Source organism: Mycolicibacterium sp. P4_G11, assembly GCF_056555145.1.
Genome location: NZ_JBFUJW010000005.1, coordinates 394,851 through 418,469, shown reverse-complemented (window position 1 = coordinate 418,469; position 23,619 = coordinate 394,851). Strand labels below are relative to the sequence as shown.

Annotated in this window: 24 protein-coding genes; 12 read left to right on the top strand and 12 right to left on the bottom strand. The window is 67.6% G+C overall.

Going from position 1 to position 23,619, the window contains the following annotated elements:
* The 3 genes from AC1U2B_RS13345 to AC1U2B_RS13335 are packed head-to-tail and all read left to right on the top strand — an operon-like array spanning position 1 to position 4,189.
* Complete coding sequence (locus AC1U2B_RS13345) at positions 1-2,217, top strand: MMPL family transporter (RefSeq protein ID WP_480217150.1); 2,217 nt, start codon at positions 1-3, stop codon at positions 2,215-2,217.
* An 8-nt stretch (positions 2,218-2,225) separates the two neighbouring features.
* Positions 2,226-3,191, top strand: a complete 966-nt coding sequence (locus AC1U2B_RS13340) for an SDR family NAD(P)-dependent oxidoreductase (protein WP_480217149.1) — start codon at positions 2,226-2,228, stop codon at positions 3,189-3,191.
* On the top strand, positions 3,191-4,189 hold the full coding sequence (locus tag AC1U2B_RS13335; protein ID WP_480217148.1) for an NAD-dependent epimerase/dehydratase family protein: 999 nt from the start codon (positions 3,191-3,193) through the stop codon (positions 4,187-4,189). The genes AC1U2B_RS13340 and AC1U2B_RS13335 overlap by 1 nt, the downstream gene beginning before the upstream one ends.
* Here AC1U2B_RS13335 and AC1U2B_RS13330 read toward each other — a convergent pair.
* From AC1U2B_RS13330 to AC1U2B_RS13295, 8 genes are all read right to left on the bottom strand, one after another.
* On the bottom strand, positions 4,177-4,593 hold the full coding sequence (locus tag AC1U2B_RS13330) for a nuclear transport factor 2 family protein (protein WP_480217147.1): 417 nt from the start codon (positions 4,591-4,593) through the stop codon (positions 4,177-4,179). The two genes, AC1U2B_RS13335 and AC1U2B_RS13330, sit on opposite strands and share 13 nt — an antisense overlap.
* A gap of 76 nt (positions 4,594-4,669) precedes the next feature.
* Positions 4,670-5,800 carry an NDMA-dependent alcohol dehydrogenase gene (locus tag AC1U2B_RS13325; protein WP_043390316.1) on the bottom strand — a complete coding sequence of 377 codons (1,131 nt, stop codon included), beginning with the start codon at positions 5,798-5,800 and terminating at the stop codon, positions 4,670-4,672.
* A 93-nt stretch (positions 5,801-5,893) separates the two neighbouring features.
* Positions 5,894-6,457, bottom strand: coding sequence for a nuclear transport factor 2 family protein (locus AC1U2B_RS13320; protein WP_480217146.1), 564 nt, complete (start codon positions 6,455-6,457; stop codon positions 5,894-5,896).
* Positions 6,458-6,474: 17 nt separating this feature from the next.
* Positions 6,475-6,681, bottom strand: a complete 207-nt coding sequence (locus AC1U2B_RS13315) for a ferredoxin Fdx (protein ID WP_480217145.1) — start codon at positions 6,679-6,681, stop codon at positions 6,475-6,477.
* Position 6,682: 1 nt separating this feature from the next.
* Positions 6,683-8,035 (bottom strand): lanosterol 14-alpha demethylase, encoded by a 1,353-nt coding sequence (locus AC1U2B_RS13310; protein WP_480217144.1) that lies wholly within the window; start codon positions 8,033-8,035, stop codon positions 6,683-6,685.
* Entirely contained in the window at positions 8,032-8,859 is an 828-nt protein-coding gene (locus AC1U2B_RS13305) for an SDR family oxidoreductase (RefSeq protein ID WP_043390324.1), read from the bottom strand. The genes AC1U2B_RS13310 and AC1U2B_RS13305 overlap by 4 nt, the downstream gene beginning before the upstream one ends.
* Before the next feature lie 28 nt (positions 8,860-8,887).
* Entirely contained in the window at positions 8,888-10,087 is a 1,200-nt protein-coding gene (locus tag AC1U2B_RS13300) for a cytochrome P450 (protein ID WP_480217143.1), read from the bottom strand.
* Positions 10,084-10,689 carry a TetR/AcrR family transcriptional regulator gene (locus AC1U2B_RS13295; protein WP_043390328.1) on the bottom strand — a complete coding sequence of 202 codons (606 nt, stop codon included), beginning with the start codon at positions 10,687-10,689 and terminating at the stop codon, positions 10,084-10,086. Before AC1U2B_RS13295 ends, AC1U2B_RS13300 begins: the two co-directional genes overlap by 4 nt.
* Positions 10,690-10,872: 183 nt before the next feature.
* Between AC1U2B_RS13295 and AC1U2B_RS13290 the strand changes: the two genes are divergently transcribed.
* The 5 genes from AC1U2B_RS13290 (at position 10,873) to AC1U2B_RS13270 (ending at position 15,675) form a co-directional block, all read left to right on the top strand.
* On the top strand, positions 10,873-12,342 hold the full coding sequence (locus AC1U2B_RS13290; RefSeq protein WP_480217142.1) for an aldehyde dehydrogenase: 1,470 nt from the start codon (positions 10,873-10,875) through the stop codon (positions 12,340-12,342).
* 76 nt (positions 12,343-12,418) lie between these two features.
* Positions 12,419-13,168: an SDR family oxidoreductase gene (locus AC1U2B_RS13285; protein WP_133762416.1), complete on the top strand. Its 750-nt coding sequence runs from the start codon at positions 12,419-12,421 to the stop codon at positions 13,166-13,168.
* Positions 13,165-14,016: an NAD(P)-dependent oxidoreductase gene (locus AC1U2B_RS13280; RefSeq protein WP_480217141.1), complete on the top strand. Its 852-nt coding sequence runs from the start codon at positions 13,165-13,167 to the stop codon at positions 14,014-14,016. The genes AC1U2B_RS13285 and AC1U2B_RS13280 overlap by 4 nt, the downstream gene beginning before the upstream one ends.
* A complete protein-coding gene (locus AC1U2B_RS13275; RefSeq protein WP_480217140.1) occupies positions 14,016-14,459 on the top strand; it encodes a carboxymuconolactone decarboxylase family protein in 444 nt (147 codons plus the stop codon). Before AC1U2B_RS13280 ends, AC1U2B_RS13275 begins: the two co-directional genes overlap by 1 nt.
* The gene (locus tag AC1U2B_RS13270; RefSeq protein WP_480217139.1) at positions 14,449-15,675 is read left to right on the top strand and encodes a hypothetical protein; all 1,227 of its coding nucleotides are present in this window, start codon (positions 14,449-14,451) and stop codon (positions 15,673-15,675) included. The genes AC1U2B_RS13275 and AC1U2B_RS13270 overlap by 11 nt, the downstream gene beginning before the upstream one ends.
* Before the next feature lie 6 nt (positions 15,676-15,681).
* On the opposite strand, the gene AC1U2B_RS13265 is transcribed toward AC1U2B_RS13270, so the two are convergent.
* Positions 15,682-16,173, bottom strand: coding sequence for an EspA/EspE family type VII secretion system effector (locus tag AC1U2B_RS13265; RefSeq protein WP_480217138.1), 492 nt, complete (start codon positions 16,171-16,173; stop codon positions 15,682-15,684).
* A 72-nt stretch (positions 16,174-16,245) separates the two neighbouring features.
* On the opposite strand from AC1U2B_RS13265, the gene purD reads away from it, so the two are divergent.
* A complete protein-coding gene (gene purD, locus AC1U2B_RS13260) occupies positions 16,246-17,514 on the top strand; it encodes a phosphoribosylamine--glycine ligase (protein ID WP_043987351.1) in 1,269 nt (422 codons plus the stop codon).
* On the opposite strand, the gene AC1U2B_RS13255 is transcribed toward purD, so the two are convergent.
* Positions 17,511-18,407 carry an alpha/beta hydrolase gene (locus tag AC1U2B_RS13255; protein ID WP_480217303.1) on the bottom strand — a complete coding sequence of 299 codons (897 nt, stop codon included), beginning with the start codon at positions 18,405-18,407 and terminating at the stop codon, positions 17,511-17,513. The two genes, purD and AC1U2B_RS13255, sit on opposite strands and share 4 nt — an antisense overlap.
* A gap of 96 nt (positions 18,408-18,503) precedes the next feature.
* Here AC1U2B_RS13255 and AC1U2B_RS13250 point away from each other — a divergent pair, with 96 nt between their 5' ends.
* From AC1U2B_RS13250 to AC1U2B_RS13240, 3 genes are read left to right on the top strand one after another with little or no spacing between them, the layout of a single operon-like run.
* A complete protein-coding gene (locus AC1U2B_RS13250; protein ID WP_480217302.1) occupies positions 18,504-19,118 on the top strand; it encodes a TetR/AcrR family transcriptional regulator in 615 nt (204 codons plus the stop codon).
* Positions 19,119-19,143: 25 nt separating this feature from the next.
* Complete coding sequence (gene purB, locus AC1U2B_RS13245; RefSeq protein WP_480217137.1) at positions 19,144-20,562, top strand: adenylosuccinate lyase; 1,419 nt, start codon at positions 19,144-19,146, stop codon at positions 20,560-20,562.
* On the top strand, positions 20,559-21,776 hold the full coding sequence (locus AC1U2B_RS13240; RefSeq protein WP_480217136.1) for a cytochrome P450: 1,218 nt from the start codon (positions 20,559-20,561) through the stop codon (positions 21,774-21,776). Before purB ends, AC1U2B_RS13240 begins: the two co-directional genes overlap by 4 nt.
* Positions 21,777-21,821: 45 nt before the next feature.
* Here the strand turns inward: AC1U2B_RS13240 and AC1U2B_RS13235 are convergent, their stop codons facing one another.
* The gene (locus AC1U2B_RS13235; protein WP_480217135.1) at positions 21,822-22,691 is read right to left on the bottom strand and encodes a cyclopropane mycolic acid synthase family methyltransferase; all 870 of its coding nucleotides are present in this window, start codon (positions 22,689-22,691) and stop codon (positions 21,822-21,824) included.
* Positions 22,692-22,974: 283 nt separating this feature from the next.
* The gene (locus tag AC1U2B_RS13230; RefSeq protein WP_480217134.1) at positions 22,975-23,616 is read right to left on the bottom strand and encodes a hypothetical protein; all 642 of its coding nucleotides are present in this window, start codon (positions 23,614-23,616) and stop codon (positions 22,975-22,977) included.
* Positions 23,617-23,619: the final 3 nt, after the last annotated feature.

The following is a 23,619-nucleotide window of genomic DNA, read 5'->3' as shown; positions in this document are numbered from 1 at the left end:
ATGCTCGAGCTGATCTCGCGTGTCGTCATCGCCGCGCCCAAACGGATTCTCCTGGCCACCGTCATCCTGATGTCGCTGTTCGGGGTCCTGTCCGCGCCCGTCGCCGACATGCTCGGCGCCGGCGGATTCACCGACCCCGACGCCCAGTCCAACCGCGCCAACAAGGTGCTCACCGAAGAGTTCCATCGCGGCTTCGTCAACCTCAATCTGCTGGTGCAGGCGAAGGAGCCGGTGAGCTCGGCCCCGGTGCGGGCCCAGGTGGACCGGCTGGTCACCGAGTTGCGTGGCACCGAGCACGTCGCCCGGGTGCTCTCACCGTTCGAAGCTCCTGATCCGGTCGCGGCCGGCCTGGTGAGCAAGGACGGGCGCTCGGCCCTGGTCATCGCCTTCATGGACGGCAACGAGACCACCGGCATCGCGTCCTCCACCGCGTTGGTGGAACGCTATGTCGGTCAACGGGATCCGGGCCTCACCATCTCGGCGGGCGGTCCCGGCGCCGTGTATTCCGCGGTCAACGAGCAGAGCCGGCACGACCTGACCGTCAGCGAGGCCATCGTGCTGCCGCTGACGTTCCTGGTCCTGGTGTGGGTCTTCGGCGGCGTGGTCGCGGCCCTGGTGCCGCTGGCGGTCGGGGCCTTCGCAATCTCGGGTTCGGTTGCGATCCTTCGGGTGCTGGCCGAGTTCGTCGACGTCTCGATATTCGCGCTCAACCTCGCGGTGGCGTTGGGGCTGGCCCTGGCCATCGACTACTCACTGCTGCTGGTGAGCCGGTACCGCGAGGAGATCGGCGACGGCTCCCATCCCGACGAGGCGTTGCGGCGCACCATGCGCACCGCCGGCCGCACTGTCGTCTTCTCGGCGGCCACGGTCGCGCTGTGCCTGGCGACCATGGCGGTCTTCCCGATGTACTTCCTGCGGTCGTTCGCCTACGGCGCGGTGTCGGTGGTGGCCATGGCCGCGCTCGCCGCACTGGTCATCACCCCGGCCGCCATCCGGGTCACCGGCAAGCGGATCGGCAAGCCGGGCCAGCGTGGTCCGCTGACCGAATCACGTTGGTATACCTGGACGCACGCGGTGATGCGTCGTCCCAGGATCGCCGCCGCCGTCACCCTGATTCCCCTCGTCGTCGTCGGGCTGCCGTTCCTCAACATCAAGTTCGGCTTCCCCGATGACCGCATCCTGCCGACCACGTCATCGGCGCGTCAGGTCGGTGACCACATGCGCAGTGACTTCACGCAGGACGCCGGGTTGCCGGTGCACATCGTGCTGTTGCACGGCAACGGAACCCGCGACAACGCCGCCATCGACGCCTACGCCGCGGAGCTGTCCAAGGTGCCGACCGTGGTGGCCGCGGCCGGGCCGGGTGCCACCTACGCGGGCGGACGCGCCATCGGTCCCGCCGGTCACGAGGCCGGCACCGGCACCGACGCCAGCTTCCTGACAGTGACCACCACGACGCTGCCGTTCAGCGCGGCGTCCGACGAAGCGCTGGACCGGCTGCACGCGGTGCCGCCGCCGGCCGGGATGACGCCGTTGTTCACCGGTGCCGCGCAGTCCAACCGCGACGGCGTCGAGGCCATCGCCACCCGGGTGCCGACCATGCTGGGGCTGATCGCGGTGGTGATGTTCGTCCTGCTGTTCCTGCTGAGCGGCAGCGTGATCATCCCGCTGAAAGCGCTGGTGCTCAACGCCTTGTCGCTCACGGCGACGTTCGGTGCGCTGGTCTGGATCTTCCAGGAGGGTCATCTCGGCGGCCTCGGCACCACGGTGGTGGGCACTTTGGTGTCGACCATGCCGGTGCTGATGTTCTGCGTCGCGTTCGGCCTGTCGATGGACTATGAGGTGTTCATCATCGCCCGCATCCGCGAATTCTGGCTTGCCTCAGACCGATCCGATGCGGCCGGCCGCGAATCGGTGGCCCTTGGTCTGGCCGGCACCGGCCGGATCGTCACCGCCGCGGCGCTCGTCATGGCCATCACGTTCGCCGGGCTCGTCGCGTCGCAGGTGTCGTTCCTGCGCATCTTCGGGTTCGGGCTGGCGGTCGCGATCCTGGTGGACGCCATCGTGATCCGGACCGTGCTGCTGCCGGCCGTCATGGTGCTGCTCGGCAAGGCGAACTGGTGGGCGCCGGCGCCGCTGGCCCGGCTGCATGCCCGCATCGGTCTGAATGAGGTTGCGCCAGCGAAGAATTCGTCAGTTCCAGCGGAAGTCGGGTAATGAATCAGATGGCGACACGAAGTCTGCTGTTGACCGGTGCCACCTCCGGGCTGGGGCTCGGGCTGGCGAAACGCGTGGTGGGACAGCCCGGTTGGCACGCGGTGCTGCCGGTCCGCAATGCCAAGCGGGGCGAAGAACTGAAGGCGGCGCTCGGTGACCGTGCCGCGGCCGGCACCACCCATATCGTGGTGTGCGATCAGGGCAGCCAGGAGAGCGTGCGCAACGCCGCCGCCGAGATCACGCGCCTGGTGGCGGACGGCGTCATCCCGCCACTGCGCACCGTCGTGCTCAATGCCGCGGTGCTGCGCAACGATGCGCACGAGCTCAGTCCCGACGGCATCGAATTGACCGTGGCCACCAACCTTTTGGCCCCGCACGCGCTGCTGGCGCGGATCAGTCCCCAGCTGGCCGCTGATGCGCGCGTCATGATCGTCGGGTCGCCGACCATCCGGCAGACCTTGTTCCAGCGGCTGGCGCGGGTCAAGACCGCCCAGTGGCAGCCGCTCGCCGAGCAGTGCCTGCCCAGCGATGACGGGGTCCAGGCGTACGCGCGCACCAAACTCGGCTTGTTCTACCTGTCCCGCGCGGCCGGCGGACTGGTTCCCGAGGGCATGTCCGCGGCGTATTTCGATCCGGGCGTGATGCCTGGGACGAACATCCTGCGCGAGCGTGGCCAGTTCAGCCAGGTCTACTGGCGCCGGGTGCTGCCGTACATCGCCTGGACGTTCGGCGGGGTCACCGTCGGCCGCGGCGCGCGGTCGATGTCACCCTATGTGCTGCACCAGAAGTCGATGGGGGACAGCGGATTCCTCTCGGTCAAGTGGGGTAAGCGCGCACCGGCTGTCGACCCGGCGCGGGTGCACGAGTACTTCGTTGAGGCGAACGACATCACCGGAATCGGGGAGTCCGACGCCGCGCCGTGGTGGTCGCAACCCGACCGCCTGCTCGGCCMGGCGGTCGGGCCGCGAGCCTGATGGCGCCACGCAAGTCACTGGTCATGGGAGCCAGTGGCTTCCTCGGCTCCCACGTGACGCGTCAGCTCGTCGAACGCGGCGACGACGTGCGGGTGCTGCTTCGGGAGAGCAGCTCGACCCGCGGCATCGACGACCTCGACGTCGAGCGTTGCTACGGAGACATTTTCGACGATGACGCCGTGCGGGCCGCGATGGCCGACCGGGACGTCGTCTTCTACTGCGTCGTCGACGCGCGGGCCATGCTGCCCGACCCGGCGCCGTTGTTCCGGACCAACGTCGATGGCCTGCGCCAGGTGCTGGACATCGCGGTGGACGCCGAGCTCGACAAGTTCGTCTTCGTCAGCACCATCTGCACCATCGCCGTCAGCGCGGACGGGAGTGCGGTCACCGAGGACACCCCGTTCAACTGGGCGGACAAGGGCGGCGACTACGTCCGATCACGGCTTGCCGCAGAACAACTCGTGCTGGATGCGGTCGCCGAACGGGGATTGCCCGCCGTCGCGATGTGCGTGTCGAACACCTACGGCCCGCGGGACTGGCAGCCGACGCCGCACGGTGAGATCGTGGCGCGCACCGCGGCCGGCAAGATGCGGTTCTACGCCGCCCACGCGGCCGCGGAAGTGGTCGGCATCGAGGACGCGGCGCGGGCGCTGCTCCTGGCGGCCGAGCATGGCCGCATCGGGGAGCGGTACATCATCTCGGAGAGTTACCTGCCGCTGCGCACCATCCTGGAGACGGCAGCCGACGAAACCGGTGTCCGGCCACCACGATTCGGTGTCTCCAAGGCCGCGATGTACGCGGGCGCCTACGCCTCGCTGCCGCTGCGCGCGGTGCGCCCGGGCAAGGTGCCGCCGCTGCTGACCATCACGCGGCTGTTGCACGTGACGTCACCGGCGGACAACAGCAAGGCGCGGCGGGAGTTGGGCTGGGAACCGGAGCCGACGGTGAATGCCATTCGCCGCGCGGCCCGGTTCTACGCCGACAATCAGTTGGCCTGATCGGCCGGCTGCTCGAACTTCATGGCCTCGAGGTTCCAGTAGCCACGCAGGTTGGTGATGAGGCCCTCGGCGTTGACCTTGTACGTGAAGGGGCCGCGGACGGTGGCGACGAAACCGTTCGGGAATTCGGTGCGCAGCACCAGGATGTAGGCGATCTCGTTGGGCGAGCTGGACGGGAACGTCTCCTCGCAGGTGATCGTCAACTGGTTGGGCCCGATGTTGGTGTCGTAGAAGGCGGCCAGCGCCTCCTTGCCCTTCACGCCGGTGCCGTCGGGGTTGGTGACGGACTCGCCGATCGGGTCTTCGACGACGATGTCGTCGGCCATCAGGGCCAGCCAGCCCTCCCGGTCGTGGCTCTGAACGCAACGCCACGACGACTGCGACGCGATGACAACGGGATTCATGTTTCTCCTAAACGTGATTTGTGCACGTCCTGTGTCGCTGGGCGTTACAGAACGTGCACAAATCGCCTGAGGGCGGTCAGCGGTCGGCGTCGGTGTACCGGATGACGCCGCGGATGTTGCGGCCCTCCAGCATGTCCTGGTAGCCCTCGTTGATCTGCTCCAGCTTGTACTGCCGGGTGACCATGTCGTCGAGGTTCAGGCGGCCGGCCTTGTACATGGCCAGCAGCGACGGGATGTCATGGTGCGGGTTGCCGCCGCCGAAGATGGTGCCCTGCAGGCGCTTCTGCATGAGCGTCAGCATCGACAGGTTCAGCTTCACGTCCAGGCTGGCCATGTTCGCGACCGCGGTCACGACGCAGGTACCGCCCTTGCTGGTGATGTTGAGGTAGTTGTCGATGTCCTCGCCGTGCAGTTCACCGACGGTGACGATGGTCTTGCTGGCCATGCGGCCTTCGGTGACCTCCGCGACGCCGGCCATGGCGCTGAAGATGTCCGGGTAGGCGTGCGTGGCGCCGAACTTGAGGGCGTTGTCCCGTTTGAACTCAACAGGATCCACGACGAAGACGTTGCGGGCACCGGCGTTGAGTGCACCCTGCAGCGCGCCGGTACCGACACCGCCGACGCCGACGATGCAGACGTCGTCGCCGGGGCGGACGTCGCCGCTGCGCACCGCGGAGCCGTAACCGGTGGTGACACCGCAGCCGACGAGGCAGGCGACCTCGAACGGGATGGTCGGGTCGATCTTCACGACCGAGCTCTTGTGGACCACCATGTAGGGGCTGAAGGTGCCCAGCAGGGTCATCGGGAGGACCGGCGTGCCGTCGGCGGCGTGCACGCGGTGGGTGCCGTCGGAGACTGCGGTGCCGGTCAGCAGGTACATGCCGAGGTCGCACAGGTTGCGCATGCCGGCCTGACACGACGGACACTCGCCACACGACGGGATGAACGACAGCACGACGTGGTCGCCGACGGCGATGTGGTCGACACCGGGGCCGACCTCGACGACGATGCCCGCGCCCTCATGGCCGCCGAGGACCGGGAAACCGGCCATCGGGATGTCGCCGGTCACCAGGTGGTGGTCGGAGTGGCACATGCCCGAGGCTTCCATCTGGATCTTGACCTCGTCTTTGACGGGGTCGCCGATTTCGATTTCCTCGATCGTCCACGGCTTGTTGAACTCCCAGATGAGAGCACCTTTTGTCTTCACCGCATGTGCCTTCCACTAGAACGTGTTTCACTTAGACTAGAGGCAAAAGTTAGATACGTCACACCCACCCCCAATCAACTGCTTGGGCGGGTTTCACCAGATCGGGACCGGAGCTTCGCCCAGCGGGTAGTAGCCGGGCAGCTGCTCGCCGGCCAGGCTGCGCTGGATGCGCTGCTGCATGCCCTTGGACAGTTTGCCCGCGGTCATCAGGTCCAAATAGAGCTTCTGCACGTGGCCGAAATCGAAGAAGTCGCGCTGCCAGGCGATCTTCGGTTCCCCGCCCGCGTTCTCCAGCCGGAACCAGCTGCCGCCGATGCCGTAGATCTCCCGCCCCTCGGCCGACGGCTCGTCCGGATCGGTGACCACCTGCTTCCAGAAACCGACGACCTCGCCCTGCTTGTCGTCGATCACCACCCGTTGGTACGGGTACTTCCAGCCTTCGAGGCCCTCCATCTCCAAACCCAGTGCGATGTCGCGGATTTCGGCCTTGCCGAGGCACATGACGTCCTCCTTGGGCCCGATGTTCCAGCCGTAGGTGGCGTCGTCGGTGTAGAAGTCGGCCATGGGCTTCCAGTCACCGGCCGCCTCGGCGTCCCGGTTGACCTGCAGCCACCGCTGCACCCACTCTTCGAGTTGTTCGCGGGGGAATGACGTCATTGTCTTGTCCTTTGTTTTCAGCTGGTTTCGCGAATGAACAGGGCTTGGGTCGGGCATTCGGCGACGGCGCGCTCGATCTCGTCGCGCGCTTCGTCGGGCGGGGTCTCGTCGAGGATCTCGACGGTGCCGCGCTTGGGGACGTTGAAGTAGTCGGGTGCCTCCAGGGAGCACATGGCGTGGCCCTGGCACAGGTCGCGGTCGACTTCAACGCGGTAGCCACCCATTTCAGGAGCGCTTCCGGTACTGGACCGTGGCGGGCCGGGCCAGCTGGACGACCATCTTCGAGTGGTCGTTCCGGTAGCTCTCCGGGGGCTGGGCCATCTCGAACTCGTACTCGCGCAACAGCACCGAGAAGATCGCCTTGATCTGCATCTGCGCGAATGCCGCACCCACGCAGCGGTGCTTGCCGGCGCCGAACGGGATCCAGGTCCACCGGTTGAGCAGATCTTCCTGCCGCGGCTTCTCGTAACGGTCTGGGTTGAAGGCGTCGGGGTCCGGGAAGTCCTCGGGAATCCGGTTGGAGATCGCCGGCGAGGCGGCCACCATCTGGCCCTTGTGGATCGGGTGCTCGGCGACCTCGAACTCGTCCTGCGCGACGCGCATCAGGATGATCAGCGGCGGGTGCAGGCGCAGGGTCTCCTTGAGCGCGTTGTCGAGATTCGGAATCTGGCGCAGCGCATGGAAACTCACCTCCTGGCCGTCGGAGTAGAGGTCGTCGAGCTCCTGCTGGACCTTGGTATAGAAGTCGGGGTGGCGCAGCAGCTCGATCAACGTCCACGACGACGTACCCGAGCTGGTGTGGTGCCCCGCGAACATCAGCGAGATGAACATGCCGGTGACCTCGTTGGCGCTGAAGCGCAGGTTGCCCTCTTCGTCCTTGATGGACACCAGGACGTCGAGCAGGTCACGATCGCTCTTGTCGGTGGGCGGGTTGGCAATTCGGCCGTCCATGACCTCCTGCACCAACTCCACCAGGTTGGCCCGGGCCTCGTCGCGGATGCGGAAACTCTCGATGGGCAAGTAGGGGTCGACGTAGCAGAGCGGGTCGGTGCCGCGCTCGAGCAGGTGGTAGTAGTTCGCGAACCGCGAATCGAGCTGGTTGCGGAATTTGGGGCCGATGAGGCATGCCGTCGAGGTGTAGATGGTGAGCTCGGAGAAGAACTCCAGCAGGTCGATTTCCCCCGATTCTCCCCAGTTTTCGGTCATCCGCCGGACCTCGCGCTCGATGGTCGTGGCGTGGCCCTTCATCTGCTCGCCGCGCAGCGCGGTGTTGTGCAGCATCTCGGCCCGACGTTCGGGGTCGGCGTCGAATACCACGCCCTCGCCGAAGATCGGGGTCATGAACGGATAGGCCTCGGCCTGGTTGAGTTCACTGTCGCTGGAGCGGAAGAAGAACTCGTTGGCCTCGGAGCCCGTCAGCAGCACCACCTGCTTGTCCGCGAGCTGGAACCAGCCGACGTCGCCGCATTCGTCGCGGATGCGCTGCATCAGGCCGATCGGGTCGGTGCGGAATTCCTCCAGGTGGCCGTGTTCCTCGGCGCCGCCCGAAACCCGTTGTACCTCTTTGGTGATCGTCATTGTCCAGGCATCCCTTCTTCACCCAGGGCGAGTGACTGGCGGTCCTTGATCTCAGTCAGCGGCGCTTCGGGCTGCAGTTCCATGTTGGCGATGTACCCGCCGCGCGGGGTCTCGGCGACGAACGTGATGGCGCGGGCCAGGTCGGCGGCGCGCAGGAAGTAGCTGTGGCGGGCCTGGCCCCATTTGGCCCAATCTTCGAGGGCCGGACCGATCTTCTCGGCCGGCAGGCTCCAGCCCATCGACGTCATGGTCGGGCCGGGGTGCACGACCGAGGCGCGCACGCCGGTGCCTTCCAGCTCCATCTGGAAGTTGGTGACCATCGCGACCAGGCCGGCTTTCGCGGCGCCGTAGGCGCCCATGTGCGGACGCTGCCGCAGTGCCACATCGGATCCGACGAAGATCAGGTCGCCGCGTCGCCGCTCGACCATGCCGTCGAGGACGGCACGGGCCATCCGGTTGGCGCCGACGAGGTGAATCTGCAACTGGGCCGCGAAGTCGTCGGTGCTCATCTCGTGCAGCCGACCGAAGTTGGTGTCGCCGGCGCCGGTGACCAGGACCTCGATGTCGCCGAGAGCGGCTGTCGCCTTGGCGACGAAGTTCTCGACCGACGCGGTATCGGTGACGTCCAGCGGCAGCGCGATCGCTTCTCCGCCTTCGGCTTTGATCTGGTCGACGAGTTCCTGACACTTCTCCACCCGGCGGGCGCCGAGGGCGACCGGGAAGCCACGGGCGGCGAGTGCCGTCGCCGTCGCGGCGCCGATGCCCGACGAGGCGCCGGCCACGATGGCGGGCCTGCGGGTGGGGTGCGGTTCGAAACGGGCCATGTAGCAATGCCTCTCAGAATCTGGCGGTTCAGCGGGTCTGGACGGTGACGGGCAGGTGGGCAAATCCGCGGACGCTGCTGGAGTGCACGCGGACGCAGTTGTCCTCGTCCACCTCGTAGCCGCGGATACGTTTGAACAGTTCGGTCAGGGCGACCCGGGCTTCCATCCGGGCCAGGTGGGCGCCGAGGCAGAAGTGGGCACCGCTGCCGAAACTCACCAGCTTCGAGCCGATCTCGCGGCCGATGCGGTACTCGTCGGGCGCCTCGAACACCCGCTCGTCGCGGTTGGCGGAGCCGGCGAGGAGCACCAGCACCTCGCCTGCCGGGACGGTGGTGCCGTGAAACTCGAGGTCCTCGACGACGGCCCGGGCCAGCAGCTGGCTGGACGTGTCGTAGCGCAGCGTCTCCTCGATCCACGGCGAGATCAGCTCGTGGTCGTCGAAGACCGGAGCCAGCTGGTCGGGGTTCTTGTGTCCCCAATAGGCCGCATTGGCAAGCAGTTTCGTGGTGGTCTCGTTGCCGGCGATCACCATCAGGAACAGGAACGCCATGATCTCGTCGTCGGTGAGTTTGTCGCCGTCGATCTCGGCCTCGACCAGTGCCGAGGTGAGGTCGTCGCTCAGGCTCTTGCGGCGCTGCTTGACCATGGCGGCGTAGTACATCAACAGCTCACCCGAGGCGGCGATGGCGGAGGCCGGGACATCGGGTGCCCCGTCCTCGCGGTGCATCACGCCGTCGGCGAGTGCCCGGATGCGCACGCGGTCTTCGTCGGGGACGCCCATCAGCTCGCTGATGACGTCCATGGGCAGCTTGCCCGCGAAATCGTCGACGTAATCGAAGGTGTTGTGCTGCAACGCCTCATCGAGGTGCTGGACCGCGATCTCGGTGACCCGCCCTTCCAGCTCGCGGATGCGCCGCGGCGTGAAGCCCTTGGAGACCAGGGTGCGCAGTCGCAGGTGCGCCGGATCGTCGAGGGCCAGAAAGGACATCACGCGGTGCGCTTCGTCGTTGCGGGAGATCGGGTCCAGCGAGACGCCGTGCTTGTTGGACAGGGCGACGCTGTTCCGGAAGCCGCGCAGCACGTCCTCGTGCCGCGACAGGGCCCAGAAGTTGAGCTTGTCGTTCCGGTAGATCGGCGCCTCGTCGCGCAGTCGCCGGTAATACGGATACGGATCTTCATGGAAGTCGTAGCTGTAGGGGTCGATGAGTAGCTCGACATTGGCTGTCATGCGTTGTCTCCCACGATAAGTCCGACGACATAGGACAGCCGGTCTGCGATTTGGTGATAGGTGTAGACGCCGCTGCCGGCGTTGACGAGTGCGCCGAAGTACGTCATCTCCAGCGCCGACAGCAGGCGCGGATCGGCGTCCGGCCCGACGGCCGAACGGATCCGGCGATGGATTTCGCCACCGATGCGGTCGCGCACCTTGCGGACCGTGTCGTCGTCGCCGGACAGCAGGGCCGTCGTGCAGGCGGCCGCCACCCCGGGTTCGTCGGCGACCACCAGGGCCAGGCTGCGCAGCGCCTGCTCGACGCGGCTGGCCATCGACTGGTTCACGTCGGTGAAGTAGGGCACCTGCCGAACCATGTCCAGGTACACCTCGGCGATGAGGTGGTTCTTGGACGAGAAGTAGGTGTAGGCGGTTGCCGGCGCGACCTTGGCCCGCGCCGCCACCGCCCGCACTGTCAGGTCGGCGTAGGACGATTCCCGCAGCATCTCGCGACCGGCGGCCAGAACCTTCTGAAAGGTTTCCTCCTGGCGGCGGTTGCGCGGCTGGTCGTCCGCTTCTTGGCCGGTACTTGTGACTGCGGCCACTGCATCGCTGGACACATGTCCAAGTTAGCCGATGACGCGTCGCGGAAGCAAGAAGGTGACCAGAAGTACCAGGTAAATAGACGTTTGTTGCGATGGCGACGTTGCCGATCCAGCCCGACCCTTGCCACTCGGCGGCGCGTGAGGTTATGGTTCGACTGAACGTTGTCGGACAGCTGTCCAGAATTTTCAGGAGTGCAGATGACCTTGCTGGGTGATCGCGAAAGCCGCCTTCTCATCGACGGGAAATTGGTGCCGGGCTCGCGCGGCGCGTTCCCGACCATCAACCCCGCGACCGAGGAAGTCCTCGGCGTGGCGGCCGATGCCACCGTGGGGGACATGGCCGACGCCATCGACGCCGCCCGGCGGGCCTTCGACGAGACCGACTGGTCCACGAACGTCGAACTGCGGGTGCGCTGCCTGCGGCAGTTGCAGCAGGCCATGCGCGACCACCGCGATGACCTGCGCGAGCTCACGATTGCTGAGGTCGGCGCGCCCCGGATGCTCACCGCCGGCGCGCATTTGGACGGCCCGATCGAAGACCTGAGCTTCGCCGCCGACACCGCCGAGAACTACCAGTGGACCACCGACCTGGGACATGCCACGCCGCAAGGGATTCCGACCAACCGGACCATCGCACGCGAGGCCGTCGGAGTCGTCGGTGCCATCACGCCGTGGAACTTCCCGCACCAGATCAACCTGGCCAAAGTCGGGCCGGCACTCGCTGCGGGCAACACCCTGATCCTCAAGCCGGCACCGGACACCCCGTGGGCCGCCGCGGTGCTCGGCGAACTGATCGCCGAGCACACCGACTTCCCGGCCGGCGCCATCAACATCGTCACCTCCCGCGACCACGGCGTCGGTGCCATGCTGTCGAAACACCCTGACGTGGACCTGGTTTCGTTCACCGGATCGACCGTCACCGGCCGCGCCGTGATGACCGACGCCGCGGAAACCATCAAGAAGGTGTTCCTGGAACTCGGTGGCAAGTCGGCGTTCCTGGTGCTCGACGACGCCGACCTGGCCGGCGCCTGCGCGATGGCCGCATTCACGGCGTCGATGCACGCCGGCCAGGGCTGCGCGATCACCACCCGGCTGGTGGTCCCGCGGGCGCGCTACGACGAGGCGGTCGCGGCCGCGGCCGGCACCATGGGCGGCATCAAGCCCGGCGACCCGTCCAGCTCGCGCACCGTCTGCGGTCCGGTGATCTCGGCGCGCCAACGCGACCGGGTGCAGAGCTACCTCGACCTGGCCATTGAAGAGGGCGGCACCTTCGCCTGCGGTGGCGGCCGGCCGGCGGACCGGGACACCGGGTTCTTCATCGAGCCGACCGTCATTGCCGGACTGGATAATTCGGCCCGCGTCGCCCGCGAGGAGATCTTCGGGCCGGTGCTCACCGTCATCGCCCACGATGGCGACGACGACGCCGTGCGCATCGCCAACGATTCGCCGTACGGCTTGTCCGGCACGGTGTTCTCGGCTGACCCGCAGCGGGCGGCCGGAGTGGCTGCCCGGCTGCGCGTCGGCACCGTCAACGTCAACGGCGGCGTCTGGTACTCCGCCGACGCGCCGTTCGGCGGCTACAAGCAGTCCGGCAACGGCCGGGAGATGGGCATCGCCGGGTTCGAGGAGTACCTGGAGACCAAGTGCATCGCCACCCTCGCGACCTAGCCGCTCCAGTGGCCAACTGTGACACGCAAATCAGCGAAAACCGTGTAGTAACTGCCCATTCGGCGGAGAGGAAATCATGAGGTTCGAGAACAAGGTCGCGATCGTGACCGGAGCCGGCGGCGGCATCGGCCAGGTCTACGCCGAGTCGCTGGCGCGCGAAGGCGCCGCGGTCGTCATCGCCGACATCAACGTCGAAGGCGCCGAGAAGGTGGCCGCCGGCATCAAGGCCGAGGGTGGCAAGGCGCTGGCTGTCCGGGTCGACGTCTCCGACATCGATTCGGCCAATGACATGGCCGCCCAGGCCGTGGCCGAGTTCGGCGGGATCGACTACCTGGTGAACAACGCCGCGATCTTCGGCGGTATGAAGCTCGACGGTCTGCTGACCGTGGACTGGGACTACTACCGCAAGTTCATGAGCGTCAACCTCGACGGTGCGCTGGTGTGTACCCGCGCGGTGTTCCCGCACATGGAGAAGCGCGGCGGCGGCTCCATCGTCAACCAGTCCTCCACGGCGGCATGGGTTTACGCCAACTTCTACGGGCTGGCGAAGGTCGGCGTCAATGGCCTGACGCAGCAGTTGTCCCGTGAACTGGGCTGGCGCAACATCCGCATCAACGCGATCGCGCCGGGGCCCATCGACACCGAGGCCAACCGCAGCACCACGCCGCAGGCCATCGTGAAGCAGATCGTCCAGACCCTCCCGCTGGCGCGGATGGGCACCCCCGAAGACCTCGCCGGTATGTGCCTGTTCCTGCTGTCCGACGAGGCCAGCTGGATCACCGGGCAGATCTTCAACGTCGACGGCGGACAGATCATCCGGTCATGAGCGACGTGCGACTCGGGTATATCGGTCTGGGAAACCAGGGCGCGCCGATGGCCAAGAGGCTGGCCGAATGGCCGGGCGGGCTCGTCGTTTTCGACATGCGCGCCGAGGCCATGGCACCGTTCGCGGAACTCGGCGCCACCCTGGCCACCAGCGTTGCGGAGGTCGCCAAGGCTGACGTGATCAGCGTGACCGTGCTCAACGACGAGCAGGTCCGCGACGTCGTGACGCAGCTCGCCGAACACGCCGAGCCCGGCACGGTGATCGCGATCCACTCCACGATCGAACCGACGACCGCCGTCGAGCTGGCTGAGCAGTTGCGGCCCAAGGGGATTCACATCGTGGACGCCCCGGTCAGCGGTGGCGCCGGCGCGGCGAGCAAGGGCGAGCTGGCGGTCATGGTCGGCGCCGACGACGACGCCTACGACAAGGTCAAGCCCGTCTTCAAACAGTGGGCCTCGCTGGTGGTGCGCGCCGGTGAGCCCGGCGCGGGCACCCGGATGAAGCTGGCCCGGAACATGCTGACCTTCATCGGTTTCGCCGCCGCGTGTGAGGCGCAGAAGCTGGCCGAGGCGTCGGGCATCGACCTGCAGAAGCTGGGCCGCGTGGTGCGGCACAGTGACGCGCAGTCCGGCGGACCCGGCGCGATCATGGCGCGGGACGACACCAAGCCACTGGCGCCCGACCACTTCCTCTACAACATGTTCGTCCACACCCGGGGGTTGGCGGAGAAGGACCTGTCGCTGGCACTCGGTCTGGGTTCTGCTGTGGGAGTGGACCTTCCGCTCGCCGAGCTGGCCCTGGCCAACCTCGCCGAGGGACTCGGCGTACCGCATTCGAAGGAGCAGTGATGGACGAGTTGCGCGCCAAGGGCCTGGCGAAGATGAACGAGGTCTACGGCTGGGAGATGCCCAACATCGAGGGCGACCCGTACTTCGATCTCACCGTGGATCACCTGTTCGGCACCATCTGGAGCAAGCCCGGACTGTCCATGCGGGAGAAGCGGCTCATGACGTTCACGTGCGTCACTGCCGTCGGCTCGCAGGACCTCGCGGAAATCCAGGTCAACGCCGCGTTGCTCAACGAGGAGTTCACCGAGGCCGAACTCAAGGACATCGGCATCTTCCTCACCCAGTACCTCGGCTTCCCGCTCGGTTCGGCCTTCAACGGAACGGTGTCCAAGGTGGTGGCCAGGCGGCGTAAGGCTGCCGAGAAGGGTCTCGGCGAGGACCGCAAGGCCAACGTCAACGCCGCGGTCAAGATGAACACCGGGACCGAGCTCGATGACCAGTAGGTATGCCTCGCTGTCGCGTGCCGAGCTCGCCGCGCTGGTGCCGGAGCTGCTGCTGATCGGCCAGCTCATCGACCGCGCCGGAATGGCCTGGTGCATCGTCGAATTCGGCCGCGAAGAGATGCTGCAGGTCGCCATCGAGGAGTGGGCCGGCTCCAGCCCGCTGTACACCAAGCGGATGCAGAAGGCGCTGAAATACGAAGGCGTGGACGTCATCACGATCTTCAAGGGCTTGCAGCTCGACATCGGCGCACCGCCGCAGTTCATGGATTTCCGGTACACCGTGCACGATCGCTGGCACGGCGAGTTCCACCTCGACCACTGCGGCGCCCTGATGGATGTCGAGCCCATGGGCCCCGATTACGTGCGCGGCATGTGCCACGACATCGAGGATCCGACGTTCGACGCGACGGCGCTGGCGACCAACCGGCGCTGCCAGGTGCGCCCCATCCACCGGCCGCCGCGCGTGCCGGCGGGCCGAACGCCGGCCTGCGCGTGGACCGTCACCATCGACGAGTCCTATCCCGAGGTCGGGTTCATCCCGCAGCTCGACATCATCGGCGCGAGTGGTGCGTACAACTGCGAGCTCGATGCGATCGATCCGTCCGACGACGGTCAGGCCGACTACTCCGGCGCGCTGCTGAGCGACGTCGACTTCTCCGCCTTCTCGCACTCGGCCCTGGTACGCATCGCCGACGAGGTGTGCTTGCAGATGCACCTGCTGGTGCTGTCCTTCGCGCTGGCGGTGCGGGCCCGTTGCGACGGTGACGTCGACAAGGAACGGTCGATCCGGACCAAGTCGCTGATCGGCATCTCCGGTGTTGCGGCCGAACGCATCCGGCGGGTGCTGGAGCTGCCGAACGACGCCGCCGGCGCCCTTCGCGTGCTGGAGCTGCATCCGCTGCTCAACCCGGCCGCCTATGTGTCCGTTGATGTTTCGGGTGACGAGGCGCACGTGCACCCCTCGCCGGCGCACGAGGACGACGCCTGGATCGCCCTGGTGTCCCCGGGGTCCGTCCTGCCGCTGCAGGCGATCGCGACGGCCGTCAACCCGCTGCTGCGCGCGGAGGTGTCGGGCACCGACACCGACTGGACCGTCCGATTCGTCGAAACCGACACCCCGGCAAAGGAACTCGGCGAGGTCTCGGTGTGCAAGGTCAGCAGCGGGGCGGCGTGGGTTTTCGAAGAACGCAAATCCCTGCCGCTGACGGTGGTCTAGGCGCGCTCAAAAGTCGTCGAACTCGCGGTCGAGACTCTGGATTCGTCCCGCGACCCCCGACAGGTCCGTGTGTGAGCGCTGGATGATGTCGGCGACATCGCCGCTGGCCTTGCCGATCGCCGACCACAGCGCGTGGTCGGCGGCGGCGGTCGGCGTCTTCTTGGCCTCGTCGGCGAGGTCGTTCACCCACTGCTTGAGCGCGTCGAGTTCCCGGCGCCCGCCGTTGACCACGTCGGCGGACCGCTCGAGTTCGTCGCCCACGAGCTTGTCGAGATCGGCCAGCCGGCCGAGGGCCTGGGCATGCTCGTGGTTGGCGTCGGCGTAGCGGTCGGCTGCGCCGCCCGTCCAGTGCGATCCGGGACCCGCGGCCTTCACCTGGTCCTGCAGCCCGCGCAGCTCCGCGCTCTTGTCGAACTCGGTGCGGTCGTGCGGAACGCCCTCGCCGAAGGTGGCGCGGGCCCGTTCCCACATCAGCAGGAAGGCATCCAGCGGCTCCACCGGTGTGGACCTCCTCGCGTGCGTCGGGCCTGCCCAGTTTAGGACGAGCCGACCAGCTATTAGTGTGTGGCTGTGCGCGTCCTCGTGATCGGCTCTGGAGCCCGTGAACATGCCCTGCTGCTTGCCCTGAGCCGCGACCCCCAGGTGGACTACCTGGCTGTCGCTCCTGGCAATGCCGGCACCTCCGCCGTCGCCGAACAACACGACGTCGACATCACCGCCGCCGACGAGGTGGTCGCGCTGGCCAGGAAGCTGTCCGCCGACCTGGTGGTGATCGGACCCGAGGTGCCCTTGGTGCTCGGGGTCGCCGACGCCCTGCGCGCGGCCGGCATCGCCTGCTTCGGGCCGTCCAAGGACGCCGCCCGCATCGAAGGCTCGAAGGCATTCGCCAAGGACGTCATGGCCGCTGCCGGGGTTCGCACCGCGACCAGCGAGATCGTCGACAACCCCGCTCACCTCGACGCCGCACTGGACCGCTTCGGCCCGCCTGCCGGTCAGCAGGCGTGGGTCGTCAAGGACGACGGCCTGGCCGCCGGCAAGGGTGTCGTCGTCTCCGCTGACCGCGACGCGGCCCGCGCGCACGCCGCCGAACTGCTCGAGTCCGGCCACCCGGTGCTGCTCGAGTCGTTCCTCGACGGACCCGAGGTGTCGCTGTTCTGCGTCGTCGACGGCGAGACCGTGGTGCCGCTGCTGCCCGCCCAGGACTTCAAGCGCGTCGGCGACAACGACAGCGGACCCAACACCGGTGGCATGGGCGCCTACACGCCGCTGCCGTGGCTGCCCGCCGCCGTCGTCGACCAGATCGTCGACGAGGTCGTCAAACCCGTTGCCGCTGAACTGGTTCGGCGTGACAGCGCGTTCTCCGGGCTGCTGTACGCGGGCCTGGCCATCACCTCGCAGGGGCCGGCCGTCGTCGAATTCAACTGCCGCTTCGGCGATCCCGAGACCCAGGCGGTGCTGGCGCTGCTGGAGACCCCGCTGGGCTCGCTGCTGAACGCCGCCGCCACCGGAACCCTGGGCTCGCTGGGCGAGCTGCAGTGGCAGGACGGCTCGGCCGTGACCGTCGTCGTGGCCGCCGAGAACTACCCGGGCCGTCCCCGCGTCGGCGACGTGATCACCGGATCGGAGACGGCCGGCGTGCTGCACGCGGGCACCACCCGCCGGGCCGACGGCAGCGTCGTCTCCTCCGGCGGCCGGGTGCTGTCGGTGGTCGGCACCGGCGCGGACCTGGCAGCCGCGCGGGCCGACGCCTATCGGATCATCGAGTCAGTTCGCTTGCCGGGCAGCCACTTCCGCACCGACATCGGCCTCGCCGCCGCTGAGGGCCGCATCTCCCTCTAGGCGACCAGCAGCGGGGCCAGCCAGGAGATCTCGGCGGGCAGCTGTGAGCTCCAGAACGCCCCGTCGTGCCCGCCGGGGGAGAACCCGCCCGCCGCACCGTTGGGCAGCTGGGCGATGAACTGCTTGGTCGCCGAGTAGAACGGGTCGCTGTCGCCGCAGTCGATCCGGATCGGGATGCCCGCCAGCCCGGGCAGTCCCCACACCGAGTTGGCCGCATAGTCGCCCGCGCCATCGAAGGCGCCCGGAGCCGTCGCGCCCGACGACGTCCACAACGCCGGACTCACCGCGCAGATCGCCGCGGTCCGGGCCGCCCCCAGCCGACCGCCCAGCAGCAGCGCGCCGTAACCGCCCATCGACCAGCCGAGGAAGCCCACCCGCGAGGTATCCAGCCCCTGACCAGCCAGCATCGGGATCAGCTCGTCGAGCACCATCGCGCCGGCATCCTCACCGGATGCCCGCTTGTGCCAGTAGCCGCCACCGCCGTCGACGGCCACCACCGCGAACGGCGGCAGTCCCGCCGCCACGGCCTGTGCGAGCCCCTGTTCCACACCGCCGGCCATCACGGTCGCGGCATCGCTGCCTTTGCCGTGGAGCGCGATCACGGGGCGCAGCGGCGCGGTCTGGCCCGGCGGGCGGGCGATGGCCCAGTTGGTCGAGACGCCGCCACGGGCCTGCGAGACGAACGAGCCCGTCACATAGGTGGGCGCCGGGTCCGCGACGGCCGGGGGTGGCGCCAGCGGCGTTCCCACGCTCGTCATCGTCACCGGTTGCGCGGTGACGGCCGGGCGGTTGATCGTCGACCCCAACGCGAACGCGCCGGCGGCCCCTGCGGCGGCACCCGCTCCGAGACGGAGGACGGCGCGTCGGCTCAGCTCTGTCATGGCCGCCATCATGCCATCGGCCACCAGGCGTCATTCCTGAGTAATGCCTAATGGATTACGTCAATTCGTGATCACCACGTGACCATTGCTGGCAGCATTTACCTGGTGATGACAGCAGTCACCCCTAAGGGGGAACGGCGACGGTATGCGCTGGTCAGCGCCGCCGCCGAGCTGCTGTGCGAGGGGGGCTTCGACGCCGTCCGGCACCGCGCCGTGGCGCAGCGAGCCGGGCTGCCGCTGGCCTCCACCACGTACTACTTCTCGTCCCTCGACGACCTCATCGAAAAGGCCGTCGAGCACGTCGGCGAATCCGAATCGCAGCAGCTGCGGCTGCGGGTTTCGGCGCTGTCCCGGCGCCGCCGCGGCGCCGACGCGACGGCCGATCTGCTGGTCGATCTGCTGGTCGGCGACGGTAACCGGGCGTCCGACCAGCTGATTTCCCGCTACGAGCGCTACATCGCCTGCGCCCGCCAGCCCGGGCTGCGGGACGTGCAGCGACGCATCCTCAAGCAGCGCTCCGACGCCGTCATCGAGGTGGTGGAACGGTCGGGACGCTCGGTGCGCGCCGAACTGCTGACGGCCCTGGTCTGCGCGGTGGACGGGGCGGTGGTCGCCTCGATGGTCAGTGACGGTGACGGCCCGCGCGCGACGGCCCGGGCGACCCTCGTGGACGTCATCGACGTCTTGGCGCCCTTCGACCAAGAACGCCGGATCGCCCTGTAAATAGGCCGAAGTAGGCTTAAGCCCCGTGAGCATCCCCAATGTGCTGGCCAACCGTTACGCCAGCGACGAGATGGTGGCCATCTGGTCACCGGAGAACAAGATCGTCGCCGAACGCCGGCTGTGGCTGGCCGTGCTGCGCGCGCAGTCCGAGCTCGGGGTGGCCGTGCCGGACGGTGTGGTGGCCGACTACGAGCGCGTGCTGGAGCAGGTCGACCTGGCGTCCATCGCCGCGCGCGAGCGCGTCACCCGCCACGACGTCAAGGCGCGCATCGAAGAATTCAACGCGCTGGCCGGCCACGAGCACGTGCACAAGGGCATGACGAGCCGCGACCTCACCGAGAACGTCGAGCAGCTGCAGATCCGGCAGTCGCTGGAACTGGTGTTCTCGCACGGTGTCGCGGTGGTGGCGCGGCTCGCCGAGCACGCCGCGCTGTACCGCGACCTGGTGATGGCCGGTCGCTCGCACAACGTGGCGGCGCAGGCCACCACCCTCGGCAAGCGGTTCGCCTCTGCAGCCGAAGAGACTCTGGTCGCGCTGACCCGGCTGCGGGAGCTGATCGACCGGTACCCGCTGCGCGGCATCAAGGGGCCGATGGGGACGGCGCAGGACATGCTGGACCTGTTCGGCGGTGACGCCTCGCGGCTGGCCGACCTGGAGCGCCGGGTTGCCGAATTCCTCGGATTCACCGAGGTTTTCACCTCGGTCGGCCAGGTGTACCCGCGGTCGCTCGACCACGACGTGCTGTCCGCGCTGGTGCAGTTGGGCGCCGGTCCGTCGTCGTTCGCGCACACCATCCGGCTGATGGCCGGCCACGAACTGGCCACCGAGGGCTTCGCGCCCGGGCAGGTCGGCTCGTCGGCCATGCCGCACAAGATGAACACCCGGTCGTGTGAACGTGTCAACGGTCTGCAGGTCGTGCTGCGCGGCTACGGCTCGATGGCCGCGGAACTGGCTGGGGCGCAATGGAATGAGGGCGACGTCTTCTGCTCGGTGGTGCGCCGCGTCGCGCTGCCAGATGCCTTCTTCGCGATCGACGGGCAGACCGAGACGTTCCTGACGGTGCTCGACGAGTTCGGCGCCTACCCTGCGGTGATCCAGCGTGAGCTCGACCGCTACCTGCCGTTCCTGGCGACGACCCGCATCCTGATGGCCGCGGTGCGCGCCGGCGTCGGCCGCGAGACCGCGCACGAGGTCATCAAGGAGCACGCCGTCGCGGTGGCGCTGGCGATGCGCGAAAAGGGTTTGGAACCAGACCTTCTGGATCGGTTGGCCGCAGATCCGCGGCTGCCGCTCGACCGCGTCGAGCTCGATGCGGCGCTGGCCGACAAGCAAGCGTTCAGCGGTGCGTCCGGTGACCAGGTCGACGCCGTGGTGGCTGCGGTGGACCGGTTGGTCGGGCAGTACCCGGAGGCGGCCAAGTACACCTCGGGCGCCATCCTGTGACCCTGGCGCGAAGTCTCGCCGGGGTCGACCTGACCGACCTCGACAACTTCGCGTCGGGTTTCCCGCACGAGCTGTTCGCGCGGCACCGCGTCGAAGCCCCGGTGTACTGGCACGAGCCGACCGAGAACACCCCGGACGGCGAGGGCTTCTGGTCCGTCGCCACCCATGCCGAAACCCTTGCGGTACTGCGTGATCCGGTGACGTTCTCGTCGGTGACGGGCGGTTCGCGGCCGTTCGGCGGGACCCTGATCCAGGACCTGTCCATCGCCGGCCAGGTGCTGAACATGATGGACGACCCGCGGCACGCGGAGATCCGGCGGCTGGTGTCGTCGGGGCTGACGCCGCGGATGATCGCGCGGGTCGAGGATGACCTGCGTGCGCGCACCCAGGCGCTGCTGGACGCTGTGGAGCCGGGTGTGCCGTTTGACTTCCTGGTCGACATCGCCGCCGAGCTGCCCATGCAGATGATCTGCATCCTGATGGGTATCCCTGAGTCGCAACGGCATTGGCTGTTCGAGGCGATCGAGCCGAGTTTCGATTTCGGCGGTTCGCGCAAGGCCGCCATCACCCGGTTGTCGGTGCAGGAAGCCGGGTCCCGGATGTACAACTTCGGGATGGAGCTGATCGCATCCAAGCGGGCCGAACCCACCGACGACATGCTGTCCGTGGTGGCCAACGCCGAAGACGTGTCAGACCTCGAGGTCTATCTGTTCTTCAACCTGCTGTTCAGTGCGGGCGCGGAGACCACGCGCAACTCGGTCGCCGGCGGGCTGTTGGCCTTGTGCGAGAACCCATCTCAGCTGGCACTGCTGCGCGCGGACCCGGCACTGCTGCCGTCGGCGATCGAGGAGATGGTGCGCTGGACCTCGCCGTCGCCGTCGAAGCGGCGTACCGCCACCCGCACCGTCGAGCTGGGCGGGTGCGCCATCGAGGCGGGGCAGAAGGTCGTGGTCTGGGAAGGTTCGGCCAACCGCGACGAGCGGGTGTTCACCGATCCGATGGCCTTCGACGTGGCCCGGAAACCCAATCCGCACTTGGGATTCGGGCAGGGACTGCACTACTGCCTGGGCGCGAACCTGGCCCGTCTCGAGCTGCGGGTCCTGTTCGACGAGCTGCTGGCCCGGTTCCCGGACATCCAGGTCGTTCGGCCACCGGAATGGACTCGCAGCAACCGGCACACCGGGCTGCGGCACCTCTGGGTGTCACTGTCGTGATTTGTGCACGAAAATCCGCGGGTGGCGCGGAAAATCGTGCACAAATCACGGGGTTTTCTCCAGGGTGAACTGGTTGACGTCGACCTGGCGCAGCCGGAAACCCTTTGCGCACCCGGTCAGGTATTTCATGTATCGGTCGTAGACCTCGACCGATTGCAGTGCGATGGCTTCGTCGCGGTGTGCTTCGAGTGCTTCGGCCCAGAGGTCGAGGGTTTTCGCGTAGTGCGGCTGCAGTGACTGGACCCGGGTCACGGTGAATCCGGCTGCGGTGGCGTGCTGTTCCACCATCGCGGTCGACGGCAGTCGGCCACCCGGGAAAATCTCGGTCGTCATGAACTTGATGAATCGAGCCAGCTCGAAGGTGATCGGAATACCGAGTTCGGCGGCCTGGCGTGGGTCGAAGCCGCAGATGGAGTGGAGCAGCATCACGCCGTCGGGTGGGAGGGCGTCGTAGGCCATCTGGAAGAACGCTGGGTAGCGGTCGTGGCCGAAGTGTTCGAACGCGCCGATGGAGACGATCCGGTCGACCTGTTTGTCGAATCGCTCCCAGCCTTCCAGTAACACGCGACGGGAGCGGGTGGTCTGCATCCCGTCCAGCAGTTGCTCGACATGCGCGGCCTGGTTCTTGGACAACGTCAGTCCGACGACGTCGACGTCGTACTTCTCGATTGCGCGTCGCATGGTGGCGCCCCAGCCGCAGCCGATATCGAGCAGCGTCATCCCGGGGGCCAGGCCGAGTTTTCCGAGGGCGAGGTCGATTTTGGCTGTTTGGGCTTGTTCGAGGGTCATGTCGTCGCGCTCGAAGTAGGCACAGCTGTAGGTCTGGCTGGGGTCCAGGAACAGTCTGAAGAAGTCGTCGGACAGGTCGTAGTGCGCTTGCACGTCCGCGAAATGTGGTTTGAGTTTGTCTGCCATGGCTTTTCCTTCCCGGCAGTGGATGTGGAGTGCTGTCACGTGCACATCTGTCGGGCCGGCCACAGCGACGGTCCCTACGCGATGCGATGTTCAGAACACGTAAGCGGGGGCAGCGTGGTTCGCCGGACCAGCCAGGCATTCATTTCAGGTATTCGTCGCCAAACTTCAGTTGGATGGCTCGAACATCGAAATTGATGGGTACAAACTGCTGAAGCAATGGAGTTGGGCAGGAATCAGCAGGGCAGGACGTCGCGGTCCGGCGGCGCCCACGCTGCTGGAGCGATCATCCAGAGACGTCCCGAATATGTTGGCCAACCGGCCGCAGGCCCGCGGACCGCAGCTCCAGCGCCGCCAATTTCCGGATCGCGATGGTGTCGTGGGTGCGCCAGGCGGTCACCGGGTCGTCGGAGACCTCGGTGAGCTTGGCCAACGGCCGGTTGGCCAGCGCCCGCAACGCCAGCAGCTGTTCGCCGGCGTCGGTCGAGGCCAACGCCACCGCCGTCCACTTGCGCCGGAAGAACCGGATCCGCAGCACCAGCCACGGCATCGCCACGGCCAGGATCGGCGGCAACGCCACCGCCAGCGCGAGCACCCACGCCAGCCAACTGGCCGTGCTGTTCAGGCTGTCACCGGCCCCCGCGATGTCGACGGCGGCGCTGCCGGCCGATCGCAACGGACCCCCGAAGGCCTTCCCGATCAGGGGAATCCCGTCGGCGTTGTGGCCGGCAGAGGCCAGGCTGTCGGCGACGCCGCCGGCGCCGTCGTGCACCTGACGCCCGACGTCGGCGATGGTGGCGATGGCGCTGTGCACCGCGACGCCGACCGAGATCCAGATGACGAACCACACCAGCGCGACGACGTCGCTGGTCAGCTGGGCGAGCAACCGGCCCGGCGTCCGGGCGTAGGGCACGTAGCGCGAACTCATACC